This is a genomic window from Mesotoga sp. BH458_6_3_2_1 (assembly GCF_003664995.1).
In the GTDB taxonomy this organism is placed as follows: domain Bacteria; phylum Thermotogota; class Thermotogae; order Petrotogales; family Kosmotogaceae; genus Mesotoga.
Genome location: NZ_JFHL01000002.1, coordinates 529,228 through 545,318, shown reverse-complemented (window position 1 = coordinate 545,318; position 16,091 = coordinate 529,228). Strand labels below are relative to the sequence as shown.

The window sequence follows — 16,091 nt, the reverse complement described above, 5'->3', positions numbered from 1 at the left end:
ATAATCAACTCCACCTAGAAGTTACTCGTTACCGTGAGATCCGTCTTCAGCTCAAGTGAGAGATTCGACGGAATATTTGATTCCGGAAGAATCGGAAAGCCAAGATTTGATCTAAGTTCAAGCTTTCTGACGAGAATCTTTGGCTCATTAACGATCATCTCCACAAGATCAAGAATATCCCTCGAACCTCCAGTGACGGTTATCCCTTTGTAGTCACCCGGTTTGGTCTCTATCGGAATTTTTTCTTTGAGTTCTTCCAGATAGCTTCTTGTGCTCATCGAGCCAATCGCTTCGTTTCTGACCCTTGAGAGCAACTGCACCTCGAGATAGGCGCTTTCCAGTCCATTCACTTCGTCTATTAGCAGAGATGTGTTCTCAAAAGTATTGTAGGAGTACAAAACCACAAGAAAGAGAAAGCCAATGACAGTCAAGGCTATCAAAGACCAAAACGCAAATTTCGAATTCAAACCCTTTCTATCGAGGAAGCTGAGCTTTCTGTTCAGCCTATTAGCATAGTCTCTGTGAATGAAGCAGCCATCATTACCGTCAAACGACTCTCGAGTGGCAGAGATGTCCATGCTTTCAAAATTGAACTCGTCTTTTTCACTCATGATGACCACCCACCTCAAGATCGACGAGTTGAAGAGAGTAGAGCTCAGCAAAATCCAGATTTCCCCTCACACTCGGATTGGCAAGAAGAGTCGGTGTGCTTTTTGGTGTGGGGAAAGAAACATCCTCGCCTTCAAAAATCAGATAATAGAAGGAATTGCCGACTCCATTCTCAAATTGAATTCTAGAAGCAATTGTCTTCATAGCATTTTCATCTTCGAGATATGTCTCTACAGTTCTGAAAACGTCCATTTCGACTGATTTTGAGCTAACATGCACGCGAAGATCATTTACCTGCTTGCTTAATTTATTTCTCATTACCGTATACTCTTGCTTTTTGTTGTAGATCATTTCGATGTCTGCTTTCAGATTCCCAGTCAGATACGTCCCGGTATTGTCGAAGAGGTAGCCTTTCATCCTTGAAACCTGCCTCAACCTTGTCTCAAATGCCTGGGTAACGAAGAAACGGGACCCCAGAACCAGAAGAACAATTATCAGCAGAACTATTAGAGAATACTTAAGCCTTGAGACCCGCTTCTTCCTTGAATACAAGTTTACGTCGACCAAGCATCTCACCACCTCTCATAAGCAGTCCAACCGAAATATAAGTTATCCCGCTCGTTTCCTTCATTTTCAGAGGCATGCTAACTACCTCTGTTTCGTCTCCGAGAATTCTCTGGAAAGCTCTTGAATAAACGGCTGTAGAAAGGCTTGACTGTCCTGCAACAAAAAACCTGGTGAAGAGAGCCTCATCAGCCGCAGAAGTGTTTGGCGAGTTTGACAACGTGTTGGTAAGATACATCCTTAACTGATAGGAGATCAGTCCCTCGAGTCTTTCCGAAGCTTCTTCAATTAGTGAATCATAATAAGCCTTAGAACCAATCAGAAACTCTCTTTGAATATTCGTGTTTGGAGAGAGCGAATTGTCCTCCTTGAAACCGCTTGCCACCTGATCAAAACCATCGCTTATGTAATTAAGGCCCACAATTTCTTCTCCCCTTAATGTCAGGAGAAGCGAATAGCTTCTATCAACTATGAAAACAATATTGCTGCCTTCAAAGACGCTTGTTTGAGCCATCTTGAAAATAGAGAAGGGCTTAACATCAACGATGTTCGGTTCAGGAAAGCTCTTCGCCGTCAATCTTCCAATGAATTCAAACAAGGCCTTTCTCTTGGTTATAACAAAGGCTGGAACAAGTCCACTTTTTAGTGAGGCTATTGAGTTCAGGCAGGCTACATTTACTTCGTCCGGAGGTAATGAAAACTGAGAAGCAGCCTTGAAGCTCGCGACATTGAGCAAATTCTTCGTCGACTTTACACGGGGAACCTCAAGATGCTGAAAGACAACATCTCTTGGATGAAAGGCAGTAACAAAAATCTCGTCGGCAGGTATTGTATTGTTCTCCCTGAAGACTTTGGTTGATTCTTCAAGTGAGTTTACCCCCATTCTGAGCACAGAAAAGACGGGCTTAAGATACCGACCTTCAACAACAGCTCTCACGATCTCAGTGTAACCCTCGTCTGAATTTACGGCAGTTATCATACTCTGAAACATGTCTACCCCCAAGTCTCAATAAGTGACTTTCCCCGTTACCGGCTGGATAGTCAACACACTGCCATCAGCAAAGCTCAATGTCGTTGACCCGCTGAGAATGGCAATAGATCCATCCCCATTGAAACGAATCCTAAAGTTCTCTCTGTTCCCCCAAAGACAGTCTTCAAAAACTGCCCCTGTTGTCGAAGACACCCTCTTCGACCAATAATCATAGAAAACCTCTACAGGCCTGGAACGAGCAACAGCCTCAAGACGCTGTCTTTCAATGAACGAATCGAAAGCAGTTTTGCTGAGGCGAATTTTCAAGCTACTTATGATTTCAGATGAAAAGAGTACAACTCCGCTAATGCAAAGAGAGACCAAAACCAGACAGCACAAAAGCTCGGTTAAACTCATCCAATACTTTGCTCCATCGCAAAAACAGCACCGTATATGGTTATTGCCAGAAAACCAATGAACCCACCAATAAATAATATCATTATTGGCTCAACAAGCGAAACAAGTTTCTTGAGTGCGTTTTGAACCTGCATGTGATAGAAGTCGGCAACTTTGAACATGACTTCGTCCAGTTTGCCGGTCTCCTCTCCCGTGGCCACCATACTAACGACTATCGGTGGGAAGACCTTCTGATGCTCAAGAGAAGCACTGATGCTCTCTCCTCCCTTTATGCTGACTATTGCATTCGTTACAGCCTTCATAACCCGAGGACTTTGCGAGACTTCGCCCGCAAGCTCCAGAACTGTTGGAAGATCAACTCCACTTGCTACTAGAACGGCCGTTGTTCTAGTGAATCTCTCCATAGCCGTCATGTTTCTCAGGGTTCTTATTGGAGGAATTAGCTTTCCAATACTTTCCTTAACGATGTTACCGTATTTGCTCTTGAAGAAGAAGAACCCTCCAATCAGCAATCCGAAAAGCAAAACCAGAAGCAGGGGCCACTGGTTTTTCAAAATATCATTCATCTTTAGAAGAATGGCCATTGTTCCCTCAGGTTTAAAGTTTCCTCCAAAAGCGCTGATCAAATTTGGAAGAATGAAGAAGGAAATCATCCCCACTATTCCAACTGCAAAAACCATCATGAAAAGAGGATAGGCCATAGCCGATTTAACCTGGTTCTGAAGCTCAACCATTCCCTCATAGAAGTCCGCAACTCTTTCAAGCGATTCATCAAGCACCCCGCCTGCCTCACCGGCCTTAACAAGATTGGTAAACAGCGGTTCAAAAACACCTGATCTCTCAAGAGATTCGCTGAAACTCATTCCACCCTCAATATCTAAAACAACTCGGGCTATGATCTTTCTGAATCTTCTAGAAAACAGGACCTGAGTCGAAAGAACCTGAAGTGCCTCTCTTATCCTGACGCCGGATGAAACCATCGTGGCCAACTGTCTCGAAAAGATGCTGACTTCCTTCTGTGAGGCGGGAAACAAAGAGGCCTTAGTCGAGCTGCGCGAATATGACGACTGCTTAATTGAACTGACAATATAGCCTCTGCTCGAGAGGATCTGGAGTGCCTCCAGTTTGGAATTCGCAGCAAGCTTGCCTTTCTCGGGCTTTCCTTTGATGTTGATTACTTCATAGCGAAAATCGGGCATCTCTTACTCCACCTCTCTCAAAAGACAGACTGCATGAGCGTGAACAAAATCTGGGCTGCTGCCGTTCCCCGACTTTGGTTTGATGTTCACGAGCTCGCTTCCTACCCCAAGAGCTTCAGCGACATTTTCGGTCATTGATCTAACAAAGCCAGCCAACCTGACGCTTTCTATGACTATGACCGTATCGACATTCAGCAGTTGCCAACGTCCCTTTATTGCTTCTGATATCTCAGATAAAAACTCCAAACTTCTTCTATCTCTATTCAAGTGATCTTCTGGAAACTCATTACCAATATTACCTAAAGATGCTGCACCTAGAATTGCGTCCACAATCGCGTGACAAAGCGCATCTCCGTCAGAGTGACCAGAAAGATAGAGAGAATCAGATACTTTCACACCTCCAAGGAATAGTCCTTTGCTCCCAACGAAAACTGGATGAACATCGTAACCGATTCCTACCCTGATATTCATATAAGCCTTATCGGCATTATGATATAGGTGTATCCCTGCACATCTACGGGATTCATCTGCAGCGGGCTGTTCGAGTCGACAAAGTTCAGCTCCAAAGAGTCGGAATCAATCTTCTTAGCAGATTCGGAAAGGAATCTGGGATTGAATGCGATTACGATGTTGTCGCCTTCTTTGTTAGCTCCAATAACTTCAACCGACTCTCCGTGATCAGGACTTCTTGCAATAATCTTGAACTGCTCATCGTCTATCTCAAACTTGACCGAGTCGGATCCAAGTCTTGCGGCAATCGATGCTCTTCTGACAGCATCGGAAAAAGTCTCTGTCGGAATCACCACTCTTGCTTTGAATGATTTCGGAAGAACTTTTCTATAGTCAGGAAACTCCGCATCAACTACTTTCGTCACGATTTCTGTTCCGTCAAAGGAGAACTGAACGCGCGAACCATCGTAAGTTATTTTCAGAACATCAGACATTGCTGCTTTCAGGCTGTTTTGAAGATCCCTCATACTCTTCAGCGTGAGCAAAAAGTGATCATCGATGTTCAGATCGATTCTCTCCTCAGAAAGGGCCATTCTGAAACCATCCGCAGCCACAAGCCGAAGATATCCGTCATCAAATTCCCAATAAACACTGTTCAAATTCCTCATGAACTCGTCTCTTGCTGCACAAAAGATTACCCTTTCCACCATGAGCTCAACTGAAGATACGGAAACTGTGAAATCAAGTCCCCCAGTTGCTGGCTCGATATCGGGGAAGTCATCAGGGTCCATTGTTGGGAGAGTGAAACGTGCGCTCCCCATCCGGATAACGATGTTGTTTTCTTCCGTCTCAAAGATAACTTCTCCTTCAGGCAGATTTCTGACTATTTCAAGAACCAAACGGGCATCGATAACAAAATTGCAGCTTCCATCCACATGTTTTGGTTTCAGCTCGGTAGTGATCGCCGTCTCTAAATCGGTAGCTACAAGCTTAATTGTCGACTCATCCTTCATTGAGAAATATATGCCCGAAAGAATTGGCTTGACATTTTTTGGAGCGACTGCCCCAGAAACCGACTCTAATCTCGTGAGGATTTCGGAACGAGCTGCGACAAATTTCATCATACACCTCCACTTGATGAGCTTTTCATAAATTATAACATCTATATGGCATAATCATTATAGGAAGCGACGATGACAGATTCCTTCTGTCGAGGAGTAATCATTTATGAACACAGAGAATATTCACAGTTGGACGATGGAACCAATTCAGGCTATCGATTTGCAGACAAGGCTTAGGGAACGACTCGTATTCGAAGATTACACAGGTGAGCCCGAACTGATAGCCGGGGTCGATGTTTCCTTCCCTTCGAGAGAGATTGCTCTCGCCGTCGTCGTGATCATGGAATTTCGCTCGCTACGTGTAATTGAGTACTACTACTCGGTTGAGAAAATCAATACACCTTACATTCCGGGCCTTCTATCTTTCAGAGAGGGTCCGACAATATTGAAGGCTCTTTCGAAATCACCCGAAGTCGACTTGATCTTCTTTGATGGGCATGGAATAGCTCACCCAAGGGGTGTTGGCATAGCTTCACACATTGGTCTTTTCGTCAAGAAGCCAACCATTGGAATCGCCAAAAGCCTTCTGTATGGTGAACTGAAAGACTGTCCCGAAGAGAAGGGGGAGATGAGCCCAATCCTTGCTCCCGATGGACGACTGCTAGGATATGCCGTTCGCACCAGGATGGGCGTGAAACCGATTTTCGTTTCCCCAGGGAATCGAATTACTCCAGAATCTGCAGTTGATCTGGTCTTAAGAACTACAGGCAAGTACAGAATACCTGAACCGACCAGGCAGGCTCACATCCTAACTCAAGAGCTGAAGGGTCAACTAATCCTGTAGAAAACAATTGAAGCAGCTCCCTTTATTCCTGCGTTCTCCACCAGTTTGCTCAAAGTTATACTGTAGGTTCCGTTGAAAGAAGGCATTACGTATTCCGGCATCTTTTTCTGGATGCCGTCAATAAGCAAGTCACCCGCCTTACTAATTCCACCACCAATTATTATGTGTTCGGGATTGAATACGTGTATGTAATTACCTATTGCCGTTGCCAGAGCCCTTGTTGCTCTTTCAACAACAATCGTTGCTGCAAGGTCTCCTTTTCGCGCGGAATCGAAGACAACTTTGGCAGTTATCTCGGGCGAGGCAAAAATCGAAGACTCGGGAAATCTCTTAGAAAACTCCCTGGCCATGTTGACAATAGCGGTAGCTGACGCAAGCGATTCAAGACACCCATGAGAACCGCAGCCGCAAAGCGGACCCCCGGGTTCGACAACTGTGTGTCCGAGTTCACCGCCATAACCCATGCTTCCTGTCATTAGCATACCATGAGTAATTACTCCTCCTCCTACACCAGTCCCAAGAGTAAGCCCCAACATATGCTGGCTTCCTTTGAACTCACCGAATGCCCACTCTCCAAGGATAAAGGAATTTGCATCGTTTTCAACGAAGGTATTGATTCGAGTAATCTTCTCCAACATCTCAGCCAGTCCGAATCCCGACCAGTCTGGAAGATTCGGTGAGAACAAGACGGTGCCGGTTTCGTGGTCAATCGATCCCGGAGATCCGACACCAATTCCAATAACATCGGAGGAGTTCATTCCAGATTCGAGAAGAAGTTCTTCAATTGCTTTGCCAATTCTTGTCACAACGGCGATTCTTCCATCGAGCACCTTCGTCGGAATCATCTTCTTTTCGATAATCATTCCATCTTCTTGTACGATTCCAATCTTGGTCTCGGTACCGCCCAGATCGATTCCGATCACGTGCTTAGCCATTCACATCTCCCGTCTAGTACGACTTTTTCTCCATCTCTATCAAGTCCAGGAACTCCTCATTAGTAGCCGTTCCACGCAATTTATCCATGATGAGTCTCAGACCCTCTTCTTCCGACATTGATGAAAGCATTCTTCTAAGAACCCAGACCTTCCGCAGAATATCTGAAGGAAGAAGAAGCTCTTCTCTCCTTGTACCGGAGAGGGTAAGATTTATCGATGGGAACATCCTCTTATTGGCAAGCTGCCTCGAAAGGATCAATTCCATGTTTCCTGTACCCTTGAATTCCTCGAATATTACTTCATCCATCTTGCTTCCCGTTTCAACAAGAGCCGTTGCGATAATTGTAAGGCTTCCGCCTTCTTCAATATTCCTTGCTGCACCGAAAAAGTACTTCGGCTTATACAAAGCTGAGGGGTCCACTCCTCCAGACAGAAGCTTCCCACTTGGCGGAACGTAGAGATTGTAGGCCCTTGCCAGCCTCGTGATGCTGTCAAGGAGGATCACCACATCGTAGTTGAACTCCACTAATCGCTTAGCCATCTCAATTGTCATTTCGGCAACCCTGATCTGTTTCTCGGGATGCATGTCGAATGGAGCAGCGATCACATGTGCATTTGAACTCCTCCTGAGATCTGTGACCTCTTCCGGTCTTTCATCGATCAGCAGAATTATCCTGACTGTATCGGGATGGTTTTCAGCGATTCCATTTGCAAGCTCCTTCAGCAATATCGTCTTCCCGGCCTTAGGAGGAGAGACTATTAGACCTCTCTGCCCCTTTCCTATCGGGGAAAAGAGATCGACCATTCTCGTACTCATAATATGCGATTCTGTTTCCGTTATAAGCTTATCCTCGGGGTGAATAGGCGTTAAGTTCTGAAAAGTGATTCTCTCAGCAGCGAAGTTGATCGCCTTGTGATTAATAGCTTCTATTCTCAGGAGCGCGAAATACTTCTCGCCTTCTTTCGGCGGTCTCACCTGCCCCGCGACTGTATCACCGCTGGTGAGATTAAATCTTCTGATCTGTGACTGGCTAACGTAAATATCGTTTGAGCTTGGGAGGAGATTGTTATCGAGAGTTCTCAGAAAACCATACCCCCCATCTGTGATCTCCAGCACACCCTGATCGAAAAAGTAACCATATGATTCAGTCTGAGCCTTGAGAACGGCAAAAATCAAATCCTTCTTGGCCATCTGGGTATAACCCTGCACGTCATACTTCCTTGCAAGCTTATAAACCTCCCTTATAGGCATTGTTTGGAGTTGGGAAATATCGATTTCTACTTCCCTGATGTTGTCCTTGTCCTTGTCTTTGTCTTTATCCTTTTCTCTTTCTTTCCTTGGTATCTCTCTGACATCGCTCGGGATGCTTTCTTTTCCAGGCTCCTTGGTCACAGAATTCTCCGCTTTGGAGTCCCCGGGGTCTTCTTTAGATAAAATTTCAACTGCATCTTTCTCCTCAGCCATCTGTCTAGAAGGAGTCTTCACGGCCTCCTGATTCTCTTCGGGTTTCTTCGATTCAGTCTTCTTTCTAGTCGTTCTCTTTCTTGTTGTCTTTTTTTCAGCAACCGCTTTTTCCTCAAGTTCACTAGGTGTTTCTTCAGTTTTCTTTTTTCTTGGGCTCAAATTTGACGGTACATTCAGTCCGCCGTAGGAAGAATGCACCTACCCTCCTTCCATGTCTTAGGAATTGCCAAAATTGTGAAGCTAACAGTATTTGTAAGAAAGCTTGGGAGACCCGTCTCCGGTGAGGTACCAGTTCTTTCAGGAATAATATACCACTAAAGAAGCAAAATTCAAAGCTTACTGACCTTGCTGTTTCTTATAGCGCTTCCAGTCCTCTGTGAATCTCTCTATTCCGATATCAGTAAGCGGATGACCAAATAGCTTCAGAAGCACATCAAAAGGTATAGTTACGATATCTGCGCCCATCAAAGCTGCTTCAAGTACGTGCATTGGATGCCTAACGCTTGCGACGATTATTTCCGTGTCGTAACCGTAATTAGCGAATATTTCGATAATCTCCTCAACAACCCCCATGCCATCGCTTGCTATGTCGTCTAGCCTTCCGACAAACGGGCTAACATAGGTTGCACCGGCTTTTGCTGCAAGCGTTGCCTGGAGAGAATTGAATATTAGGGTGACATTTGTCTTGATTCCTTCTCCACTCAGGGTCTTGACGGCGCGCATTCCATCCCTTGTCATTGGAATCTTCACAACAACGTAGTCACTTAGAGAAGCTAACTCACGTGCCTGCGCGATCATGTTTTCATAATCTGTCGCAGTAACTTCAGCAGACACCGGTCCCTTTACTGTCTCACAGATTTCGACTACACGATCTTCGAACTTGACATTTTCTCTTGAAACCAGAGTGGGGTTAGTGGTGACTCCATCAACGAGTCCGAGCTTCATTCCCTCCCTGATGTCTTCAATATTTGCGGTATCAAGAAATATCTTCATCGTCAAACCTCCGAAGAATGGCTACCTTGCGGTAGCCATCATTTTTTCTCATGTTTCTTTTCTTTCTTTTCGCTTCTCTTCTCGGGCTTCTTGTTCTGCCTTTCTTCGTTGTCAATCAACTGAAGAACAGCCATTTCACTTGCGTCGCCCCTTCGCATACCTAATTTCACAATCCTCGTGTATCCACCGTTTCTTTCGCGGTACTTGACTGCCACTTCATCACATATCTTCCTGACCAGTTTTCGGTCATTGAAGTTTCTGTTAATCTCACGTCTTAAAGCAAGATTTCTTGATTTTAGCTCTTGAGTCTCCGCATTATCCGGACCCTTTGAAACAATTTCTGTGGATAGAATCGAAGCCTTTTTTGCCTTAGTTATTATACTTTCGACGAAAGGCCTCACTTCCTTAGCTCTGGTTATAGTTGTTACAATCGTTCCATGTTCAAAAAGCTCCCTCGCCAGATTCCTCATCAAAGCGACTCTCTGGCTGTGGGGCATATTCAATTTGCTTCCACTAACTCTATGACGCATGGCTAATAGGCCTCCTCACAATCATTCTTTCTTGAGTACGATGTTGAACTTGTCTCTCAGCTTTTTCACAACCTCAAGCATAGACTTCTCGCCAAAATTTCGGATCTTAAGCAGATCTGCCTCACTTTTGTCAAGAAGATCGCCTATCGTGTTTATTTTATCGCGTTTAAGACAGTTAAGAGATCTCACGGAAAGATCAAGCTCTTCAACCTTTTTGGCTGCAAGGGAGTTCGAATCCTGTTCTTCAGCCTGTGGCGTTTCCGCGCTCACTTCGGTCTCTTCGACGATCGTCTCGTCTTCTTCCGGTTCTATTGTCGAACCCGTAAGTCCTAGAGACGGCTGACCAAGACCACTGGAGACTACTTCGAAGTGCCTCATCAGAATGTCCGTAGCTCTCATCAAGGCATCTGAGGGAGTTATCGACTTTTTTGTCCAAACTTCAAGAACCAACTTGTCATAGTCTGTTCTTTTGCCTACACGAACGTTTTCTGTCTGGAAATTCACTTTCATTACTGGACTGAAGATCCCATCGATATATATCATTTCCACGTCATGCTCGATCTCCATTTCCGACACGGGGACGAACCCTCTTCCGATCTCTGCAAAAAGCTCGATGTAGACAACTGAATCCGAGTTTAGAGTAGCAATGTACTGCGATGGATTAACCACCTCAACACCGGTAGGAGTCTTAATATCTCCGGCAGTGATGACGCCTGGCCCAGCCTTTTCAAGTGTCAGCTTGACCGCATCAGAAAACTCTAGAGCGGGCTTGAGTTGGACTTTCTTGAAATTGAGGATGATTTCGAGAATATCTTCCTTGACTCCATCGATAACATCATATTCGTGGTATTTCCCAGGTATTTTCAATCTGGTGATCGCCATGCTCGGTATCGATGAGAGAAGAACCCTCCTAAGCGAGTTTCCGATAGTAGTGGCGTATCCTCTTTCCATAGGAGAAAGGATGAACCTTGTGAAATAACTGTTCTCATCCTCTCTTTCCTCTTCAATTCGCAAGTTCTTGGGCATTATTGATGTCAACATTATTTCGCCCAGAATTCGGGCACACACCTCCTTCCAAGAAGGTAAGAATCGGGTTTACTTGGAGTAGAGCTCAATAATCGACTGCAGATCAACTGGAATCTCTACTTCTTCAGTTACTGGATATCTAAGGTAGGTCCCTCTGAACGTCTCGTAATCTACCTCAACCCATGGATAGGCTGTTCTCTCTTTTGCAGCTTCTGCCGCTTCTTTGATCGGTAGAGCGGTTCGGCTCTTCTCTTTGATCTCTACGATGTCACCGACTCTCAGATTGAAGGAGGGTTTATTAACCCTTCTACCGTTTACAAGAACATGTCCGTGGTTAACGAGCTGTCTAGCTTGTCTTCTGCTAGAAGCAAATCCCATCCTGAAAACGATGTTATCCAGTCTGGATTCCAAGATCCTAACCAGGGCACTTCCTGTCTCTTCACTCTTTCTCAAAGCTGCTTCAAAGTATCTTCGAAACTGTCTTTCAAGAACACCGTAAATTCTCTTTACTACTTGCTTGGATCTCAACTGCATTCCGTACTGAGTAAGCTTTCTTGTCGAAGCTCCATGCTGTCCCGGTGCTACAGGCCTCTTGACTTGAGCACATCTCGGGGAAAAGCATCTTTCACCCTTCAGATAAAGCTTGAACCCTTCGCGACGACAAAGCTTACAAACTGGTCCTGTATATCTGGCCATTCAACTCCCTCCTAAATCAGACTCTTCTTCTTCTTCTCGGTCTGCAACCGTTATGAGGCAGTGGCGTAATATCTTTGAGCGTCTCAACTGTGAGACCCGCCGCTTGAATAGTTCTGATTGCAGCTTCACGTCCCGAACCTGGGCCCTTCACTTCTATACCTACTCTGGTTATTCCTAACTTGATAGCCTCTTTTGCAATCCTGTCAGCACCCAGTTGCGCCGCATAAGGTGTTGATTTCTTTGATCCGGAATAACCGGCAGTTCCGCCCGACGTCCACATAAGCGTATTCCCTTCGGGATCTGTCAGGGTAATTATCGTGTTGTTGAAAGAGGACTTTATGTGCACAACGCCTCGATCAGTAGATAACTTCTTTCTTTTCTTGGCTGCTGGTCTCTTTGCCATTCACTCTTACCTCCCGTTTTAGCTCTTCTTGCGAATCTTACTGGCTCTAGAACCCTTCCTGGTCCTCCCATTGGAATGCGTCTTCTGACCGCGAACCGGAAGCCCGTTTCTATGCCTGTAACCTCTATAACTTCCAATCTCAATTAGCCTCTTTATTGACCTGTCAACTTCAGTTCTGAGCTCACCTTCAACTTTGTAATGCTCGTTGATGAACTTTGCTATCTTACTTACTTCTTCATCCGTAAGGTCCTTTGCCCTCTTGTCGCGGTCAATCTCGGTTCCACTAAGAATCTCATTGGCTCTTGTATAACCTATACCATAGATATAGGTCAGGGCAACGAAAGTCTTCTTGTTATTAGGAAGCTCAACACCAAGGATACGTGCCATCTATATCCCTCCTTAACCCTGACGCTGGTTGTGCTTTGGATTTTTTTCGCAGACAACTCTTATTCGCCCATTGCGGCGTATTACTTTGCAATGTTCACATCTCTTCTTTACCGAAGCGCGGACTTTCAATTCGTTTCTCCTCCTTTGTCTATCCTTTTTCGATAAACAATTCTTCCTTTGGTCAGGTCATATATTGAAACCTCCACCACGACCTTATCGCCGGGGATCAACCTGATGAAGTTCTTGCGCATTTTTCCAGAGATGTGAGCTAGAACAGAGTGGCCGTTCTCCAATTCGACCTTGAAGGTAGCATTGGGCATCGATTCCACAACTATTCCATCCATCTTAATGATATCGCTCTTATCCGACACCGGTGATCCTCCTCACAATCTGGAAAGAATCCTCGGACCGTCTTCCAGTATCGCAATATCGTGCTCGAAATGAGCAGCACGCGACCTATCAGCAGTTACTGCGGTCCAACCATCTTCCAGAATCTCCAAGCTGTAATGTCCACTCGCAACCATCGGTTCGATCGCAAGAGTCATTCCGGTTCTCAAAAGCATTCCGCTGTTTTGCCTTCCATAGTTAGGAACCTGAGGGTCCTCGTGGAGGCTCAGGCCAACGCCATGTCCGACGTAGTCTCTTATCACAGAAAACCCGGCGCTTTCCACCCAGCTCTGGATTGCAAATCCAATATCGCCAAGTCGGTTTCCAGCACAGGCAATCTCTATGCCCTTAAGAAGCGACTCTTCAGTCCGCTGTAAAAGCAACCGGTCCTTTTCGCATGAGTAAGTTCCTACAACAAAAGACTTTGCGGCGTCTCCCACGAATCCATCCTTAACTACCCCACAATCCACGGAGACGATATCGCCGTCGGCGAAGACTTTCTCTTTCAAGGGGAAACCGTGAATTACCTCCTCATTTACCGATACGCAGAGAGTGTACGGATATCCACTATAACCCTTGAATGCGGGAATGCCACCTCTTTTTTTAATCAATTCTTCCGCGGCACTTTCCATATCATAGGCAGAGGCCCCTTCGACTGCATAGGACTCTACCTCAGCCAGAACCTCTGCAACAATCTTCGCAGCAATTTCGATTTTACAGATTTCCTCTGGAGATTTCAACCTAACCATGCTTTGCATTCTCCAGATGATTGACGATTTCGGCAGTGACGGTATCGATTTCTCCCGACCCATCCACCTTAACAAGTTTGCCTTTTTCGCCGGAATAGTATCTAATCACAGGCTCGGTCTTCTCCGAGTAAACACGGTACCTCGCCCTAACAGTATCAGGCCTGTCATCGTCTCGCTGAATCAACCTGCTACCGTCTCTGTCGCAGTGACCTTCAACCTCGGGTTTTATCGTCAGGAGATTGTAAACTTTCCCACATTCCGGACAAACTCTCCTGCTCGAAATACGTTTTACAACTTCCTGTTCATCAGCATCAACAAGCAAAGCAACGTCAATCTCCTTATTAAGTTCGTCAAGCATCTTGTCTAGTGCAATTGCCTGTTCGACCGTTCTTGGAAAGCCATCAAGTATGAAGCCATTCCTGGTGTCCTCTCTAGCCAATCTCTCTCTGACAAGATCTATCATCAGATCATCGGGGACAAGAAGCCCTTCATCCATTATTTCTTTGACCTTCAGCCCAAGGTCAGTGCCAGCAGCCACGGCTTCCCTTAGCATATCACCAGTAGATATGTGAGGAATGTCCAGTTTACGGGCTATTCGCTTTGCCTGTGTCCCCTTCCCTGCTCCGGGAGGACCCATTAGAACTACATTCATACTTACCTCCTTCCCCGTAACTTGCCTTTCTTGACAAAACCCTCGTAATGCCTGACCATGAGGTGAGTTTCCATCTGCTGCAAAATATCGATGGCAACACCTACGGCAATTAGAGTCGAGGTACCTCCTATTGCAAGTCCGCCAATACTGAAGATTCCTCCAACTACCAGCGGAAGCAAGGCAATAACTACTAGGAATACGGCACCCATAAAGACCACACGATTCAGCACTCTCTGAATGTACTGCTGAGTCGAGAAGCCAGGCCTGATTCCAGGGATGTATCCTCCGTAATTACGTATATTATCCGATACTTCTCTCACATCAAAAACCAGTGAACTGTAAAAGAATGTGAAGAAGAAGACCATTCCACCATAAAGCAAGATGTACACAGGAGAGGTCTGAGCAAATAGAGTTTGCATGACATTCCTGCCACCGCTTCCTTCGGGGAATGCAGTTGCGATGAACTGGGGCAGCATCATTATTGCTGAACTGAATATTATCGGTATAACTCCGCCCTGATTAACCTTTATGGGAATGTGAGTGGAGACTCCCCCATACACTCTTCTGCCAGTTACTCTTCTGGCATACTGAACTTCAATCCTTCTCTCTCCCATCTGGACATAGATAACTGCAACAACCGTGAAAAGAGCAATTGCTAACAGTATAGCCCACTGTATAGGAGACAATGCGACAACTACCTGCATTATGGAAGCCGGGTATCTTGCAACAATTCCTCCGAAAATCAGAACAGATATGCCGTTTCCTATACCCTTCTCGGTTATTCTCTCTCCTAGCCATAGCAGGAACATCGTTCCTCCAATTAGAGTCGCTGTTGCAAGGAGGACAAAGAGAATCCTGCTTGGGATGGCCATTATTGTGGTGTTTGAAGAGAGGCCGAATGATATCAGAAATCCTTGAAGACCCGCAAGTCCAACTGTAAGCATTCTTGTGTATCGAGCGTACTTCTTCTTTCCCTCTTCGCCTTCTTTAAGCATTTCTTTCAGACTTGGAACAACGGCAGTAAGTAACTGAAGCATGATTTGCGCGTTAATGTAAGGAGTAACGCTCATCAAGAATATCGAAAACTGCTCTACGGCTCCACCTGTGAAGACATCAAAAAAGCCTATGAAGCCTCCGGCTCCACCTTCTGAGAGAGTACCGAAATAAGCTGACCAAGCCTGAATGTTTATTCCCGGGATCGGTATGTAGACACCTAGTCTGAAGATTGCCAGCGCGAGAAACGTGAAGAGAATTCTGTCTCTTAACTCAGGTATCTTGAACGCGTTCTTCAGGGCATTCCACATTATCAGATCACCTCTGCCTTTCCACCAGCAGCTTCGATCTTCTCCTTGGCAGTCGCGCTGAAAGCATTTGCCTTGACCGTAAGAGACTTCGTCAATTCACCTCTTGCCAGGATCTTCACTCCATCCTTGAGATCTTTCAATATGTTCTTCTGAACGAGAATCTCAGGCGAAATCTCACTACCACTCTCGAATCTCTCCTCAAGAGTACAGATATTGACAGTGGCATACTCTATTGAGCCTCGGTTCTTGAACCCTTTTATTGGTGTTCTCCTGAATAGGGGTGTCTGTCCGCCCTCAAATCGTGCAGCCACCTTACCGGTTGCTCTTCCCTGTCCTTTATGGCCTCTTGTGGCGGTCTTACCCATTCCCGAACCAATACCGCGTCCTATTCTCTTCTCTCTCTTTCTCGAACCGGGCGTCGGACTTAGATCTTCAACTTTAAAAGCCATC

At 45.5% G+C, this 16,091-nt stretch carries 22 protein-coding genes; 1 reads left to right on the top strand and 21 read right to left on the bottom strand.

All coding sequences use genetic code 11. The features are described 5' to 3' along the window. Window positions 1-14: 14 nt before the first annotated feature. From Y697_RS02995 to dnaN, 7 genes are read right to left on the bottom strand one after another with little or no spacing between them, the layout of a single operon-like run. A complete protein-coding gene (locus tag Y697_RS02995; protein ID WP_121550197.1) occupies window positions 15-611 on the bottom strand; it encodes a hypothetical protein in 597 nt (198 codons plus the stop codon). Further along, window positions 604-1,185: a hypothetical protein gene (locus tag Y697_RS02990; RefSeq protein WP_259462278.1), complete on the bottom strand. Its 582-nt coding sequence runs from the start codon at window positions 1,183-1,185 to the stop codon at window positions 604-606. The genes Y697_RS02995 and Y697_RS02990 overlap by 8 nt, the downstream gene beginning before the upstream one ends. Next, window positions 1,127-2,164 carry a hypothetical protein gene (locus Y697_RS02985; RefSeq protein WP_121550195.1) on the bottom strand — a complete coding sequence of 346 codons (1,038 nt, stop codon included), beginning with the start codon at window positions 2,162-2,164 and terminating at the stop codon, window positions 1,127-1,129. The genes Y697_RS02990 and Y697_RS02985 overlap by 59 nt, the downstream gene beginning before the upstream one ends. A 15-nt stretch (window positions 2,165-2,179) precedes the next feature. Continuing rightward, window positions 2,180-2,560: a hypothetical protein gene (locus Y697_RS02980; RefSeq protein ID WP_121550194.1), complete on the bottom strand. Its 381-nt coding sequence runs from the start codon at window positions 2,558-2,560 to the stop codon at window positions 2,180-2,182. Next, window positions 2,557-3,759, bottom strand: a complete 1,203-nt coding sequence (locus Y697_RS02975; RefSeq protein WP_121550193.1) for a type II secretion system F family protein — start codon at window positions 3,757-3,759, stop codon at window positions 2,557-2,559. The genes Y697_RS02980 and Y697_RS02975 overlap by 4 nt, the downstream gene beginning before the upstream one ends. Window positions 3,760-3,762: 3 nt before the next feature. Next, a complete protein-coding gene (locus Y697_RS02970; protein ID WP_121550192.1) occupies window positions 3,763-4,230 on the bottom strand; it encodes a 2-C-methyl-D-erythritol 2,4-cyclodiphosphate synthase in 468 nt (155 codons plus the stop codon). Beyond that, entirely contained in the window at window positions 4,227-5,330 is a 1,104-nt protein-coding gene (gene dnaN, locus Y697_RS02965) for a DNA polymerase III subunit beta (protein WP_121550191.1), read from the bottom strand. Before dnaN ends, Y697_RS02970 begins: the two co-directional genes overlap by 4 nt. Before the next feature lie 106 nt (window positions 5,331-5,436). Between dnaN and Y697_RS02960 the strand changes: the two genes are divergently transcribed. After that, on the top strand, window positions 5,437-6,114 hold the full coding sequence (locus tag Y697_RS02960; RefSeq protein ID WP_121550190.1) for an endonuclease V: 678 nt from the start codon (window positions 5,437-5,439) through the stop codon (window positions 6,112-6,114). Here the strand turns inward: Y697_RS02960 and Y697_RS02955 are convergent. The 14 genes from Y697_RS02955 to rplO all read right to left on the bottom strand — a co-directional run bounded on the left by Y697_RS02955 (window position 6,099) and on the right by rplO (window position 16,090). Next, window positions 6,099-7,049 (bottom strand): ROK family protein, encoded by a 951-nt coding sequence (locus Y697_RS02955; protein ID WP_121550189.1) that lies wholly within the window; start codon window positions 7,047-7,049, stop codon window positions 6,099-6,101. The genes Y697_RS02960 and Y697_RS02955 overlap by 16 nt on opposite strands. Before the next feature lie 13 nt (window positions 7,050-7,062). Continuing rightward, window positions 7,063-8,340 (bottom strand): transcription termination factor Rho, encoded by a 1,278-nt coding sequence (gene rho / locus Y697_RS02950; RefSeq protein ID WP_366945959.1) that lies wholly within the window; start codon window positions 8,338-8,340, stop codon window positions 7,063-7,065. 510 nt (window positions 8,341-8,850) lie between these two features. Next, the gene (fsa, locus tag Y697_RS02945) at window positions 8,851-9,507 is read right to left on the bottom strand and encodes a fructose-6-phosphate aldolase (RefSeq protein ID WP_121550188.1); all 657 of its coding nucleotides are present in this window, start codon (window positions 9,505-9,507) and stop codon (window positions 8,851-8,853) included. Between the two features lie 38 nt (window positions 9,508-9,545). Then, a complete protein-coding gene (gene rplQ, locus Y697_RS02940) occupies window positions 9,546-10,037 on the bottom strand; it encodes a 50S ribosomal protein L17 (protein WP_121550187.1) in 492 nt (163 codons plus the stop codon). Between the two features lie 21 nt (window positions 10,038-10,058). After that, entirely contained in the window at window positions 10,059-11,078 is a 1,020-nt protein-coding gene (locus Y697_RS02935) for a DNA-directed RNA polymerase subunit alpha (protein ID WP_183083685.1), read from the bottom strand. A gap of 54 nt (window positions 11,079-11,132) precedes the next feature. Beyond that, a complete protein-coding gene (rpsD, locus tag Y697_RS02930) occupies window positions 11,133-11,759 on the bottom strand; it encodes a 30S ribosomal protein S4 (RefSeq protein ID WP_110990077.1) in 627 nt (208 codons plus the stop codon). 16 nt (window positions 11,760-11,775) lie between these two features. Next, window positions 11,776-12,162, bottom strand: a complete 387-nt coding sequence (gene rpsK / locus Y697_RS02925; protein ID WP_110990076.1) for a 30S ribosomal protein S11 — start codon at window positions 12,160-12,162, stop codon at window positions 11,776-11,778. Between the two features lie 18 nt (window positions 12,163-12,180). Beyond that, window positions 12,181-12,549: a 30S ribosomal protein S13 gene (rpsM, locus tag Y697_RS02920; protein WP_110990075.1), complete on the bottom strand. Its 369-nt coding sequence runs from the start codon at window positions 12,547-12,549 to the stop codon at window positions 12,181-12,183. A 12-nt stretch (window positions 12,550-12,561) separates the two neighbouring features. After that, a complete protein-coding gene (gene rpmJ, locus Y697_RS02915; RefSeq protein WP_099828927.1) occupies window positions 12,562-12,678 on the bottom strand; it encodes a 50S ribosomal protein L36 in 117 nt (38 codons plus the stop codon). Further along, window positions 12,675-12,920 carry a translation initiation factor IF-1 gene (gene infA, locus Y697_RS02910; protein WP_099828926.1) on the bottom strand — a complete coding sequence of 82 codons (246 nt, stop codon included), beginning with the start codon at window positions 12,918-12,920 and terminating at the stop codon, window positions 12,675-12,677. The genes rpmJ and infA overlap by 4 nt, the downstream gene beginning before the upstream one ends. Before the next feature lie 12 nt (window positions 12,921-12,932). Further along, window positions 12,933-13,685, bottom strand: coding sequence for a type I methionyl aminopeptidase (gene map, locus Y697_RS02905; protein WP_121550185.1), 753 nt, complete (start codon window positions 13,683-13,685; stop codon window positions 12,933-12,935). Next, a complete protein-coding gene (locus Y697_RS02900; RefSeq protein WP_121550184.1) occupies window positions 13,678-14,337 on the bottom strand; it encodes an adenylate kinase in 660 nt (219 codons plus the stop codon). Before Y697_RS02900 ends, map begins: the two co-directional genes overlap by 8 nt. Window positions 14,338-14,339: 2 nt before the next feature. Continuing rightward, complete coding sequence (gene secY / locus Y697_RS02895) at window positions 14,340-15,641, bottom strand: preprotein translocase subunit SecY (RefSeq protein WP_121550183.1); 1,302 nt, start codon at window positions 15,639-15,641, stop codon at window positions 14,340-14,342. Between the two features lie 2 nt (window positions 15,642-15,643). After that, complete coding sequence (rplO, locus tag Y697_RS02890) at window positions 15,644-16,090, bottom strand: 50S ribosomal protein L15 (protein WP_121550182.1); 447 nt, start codon at window positions 16,088-16,090, stop codon at window positions 15,644-15,646. Between the last annotated feature and the right edge of the window lies 1 nt (window position 16,091).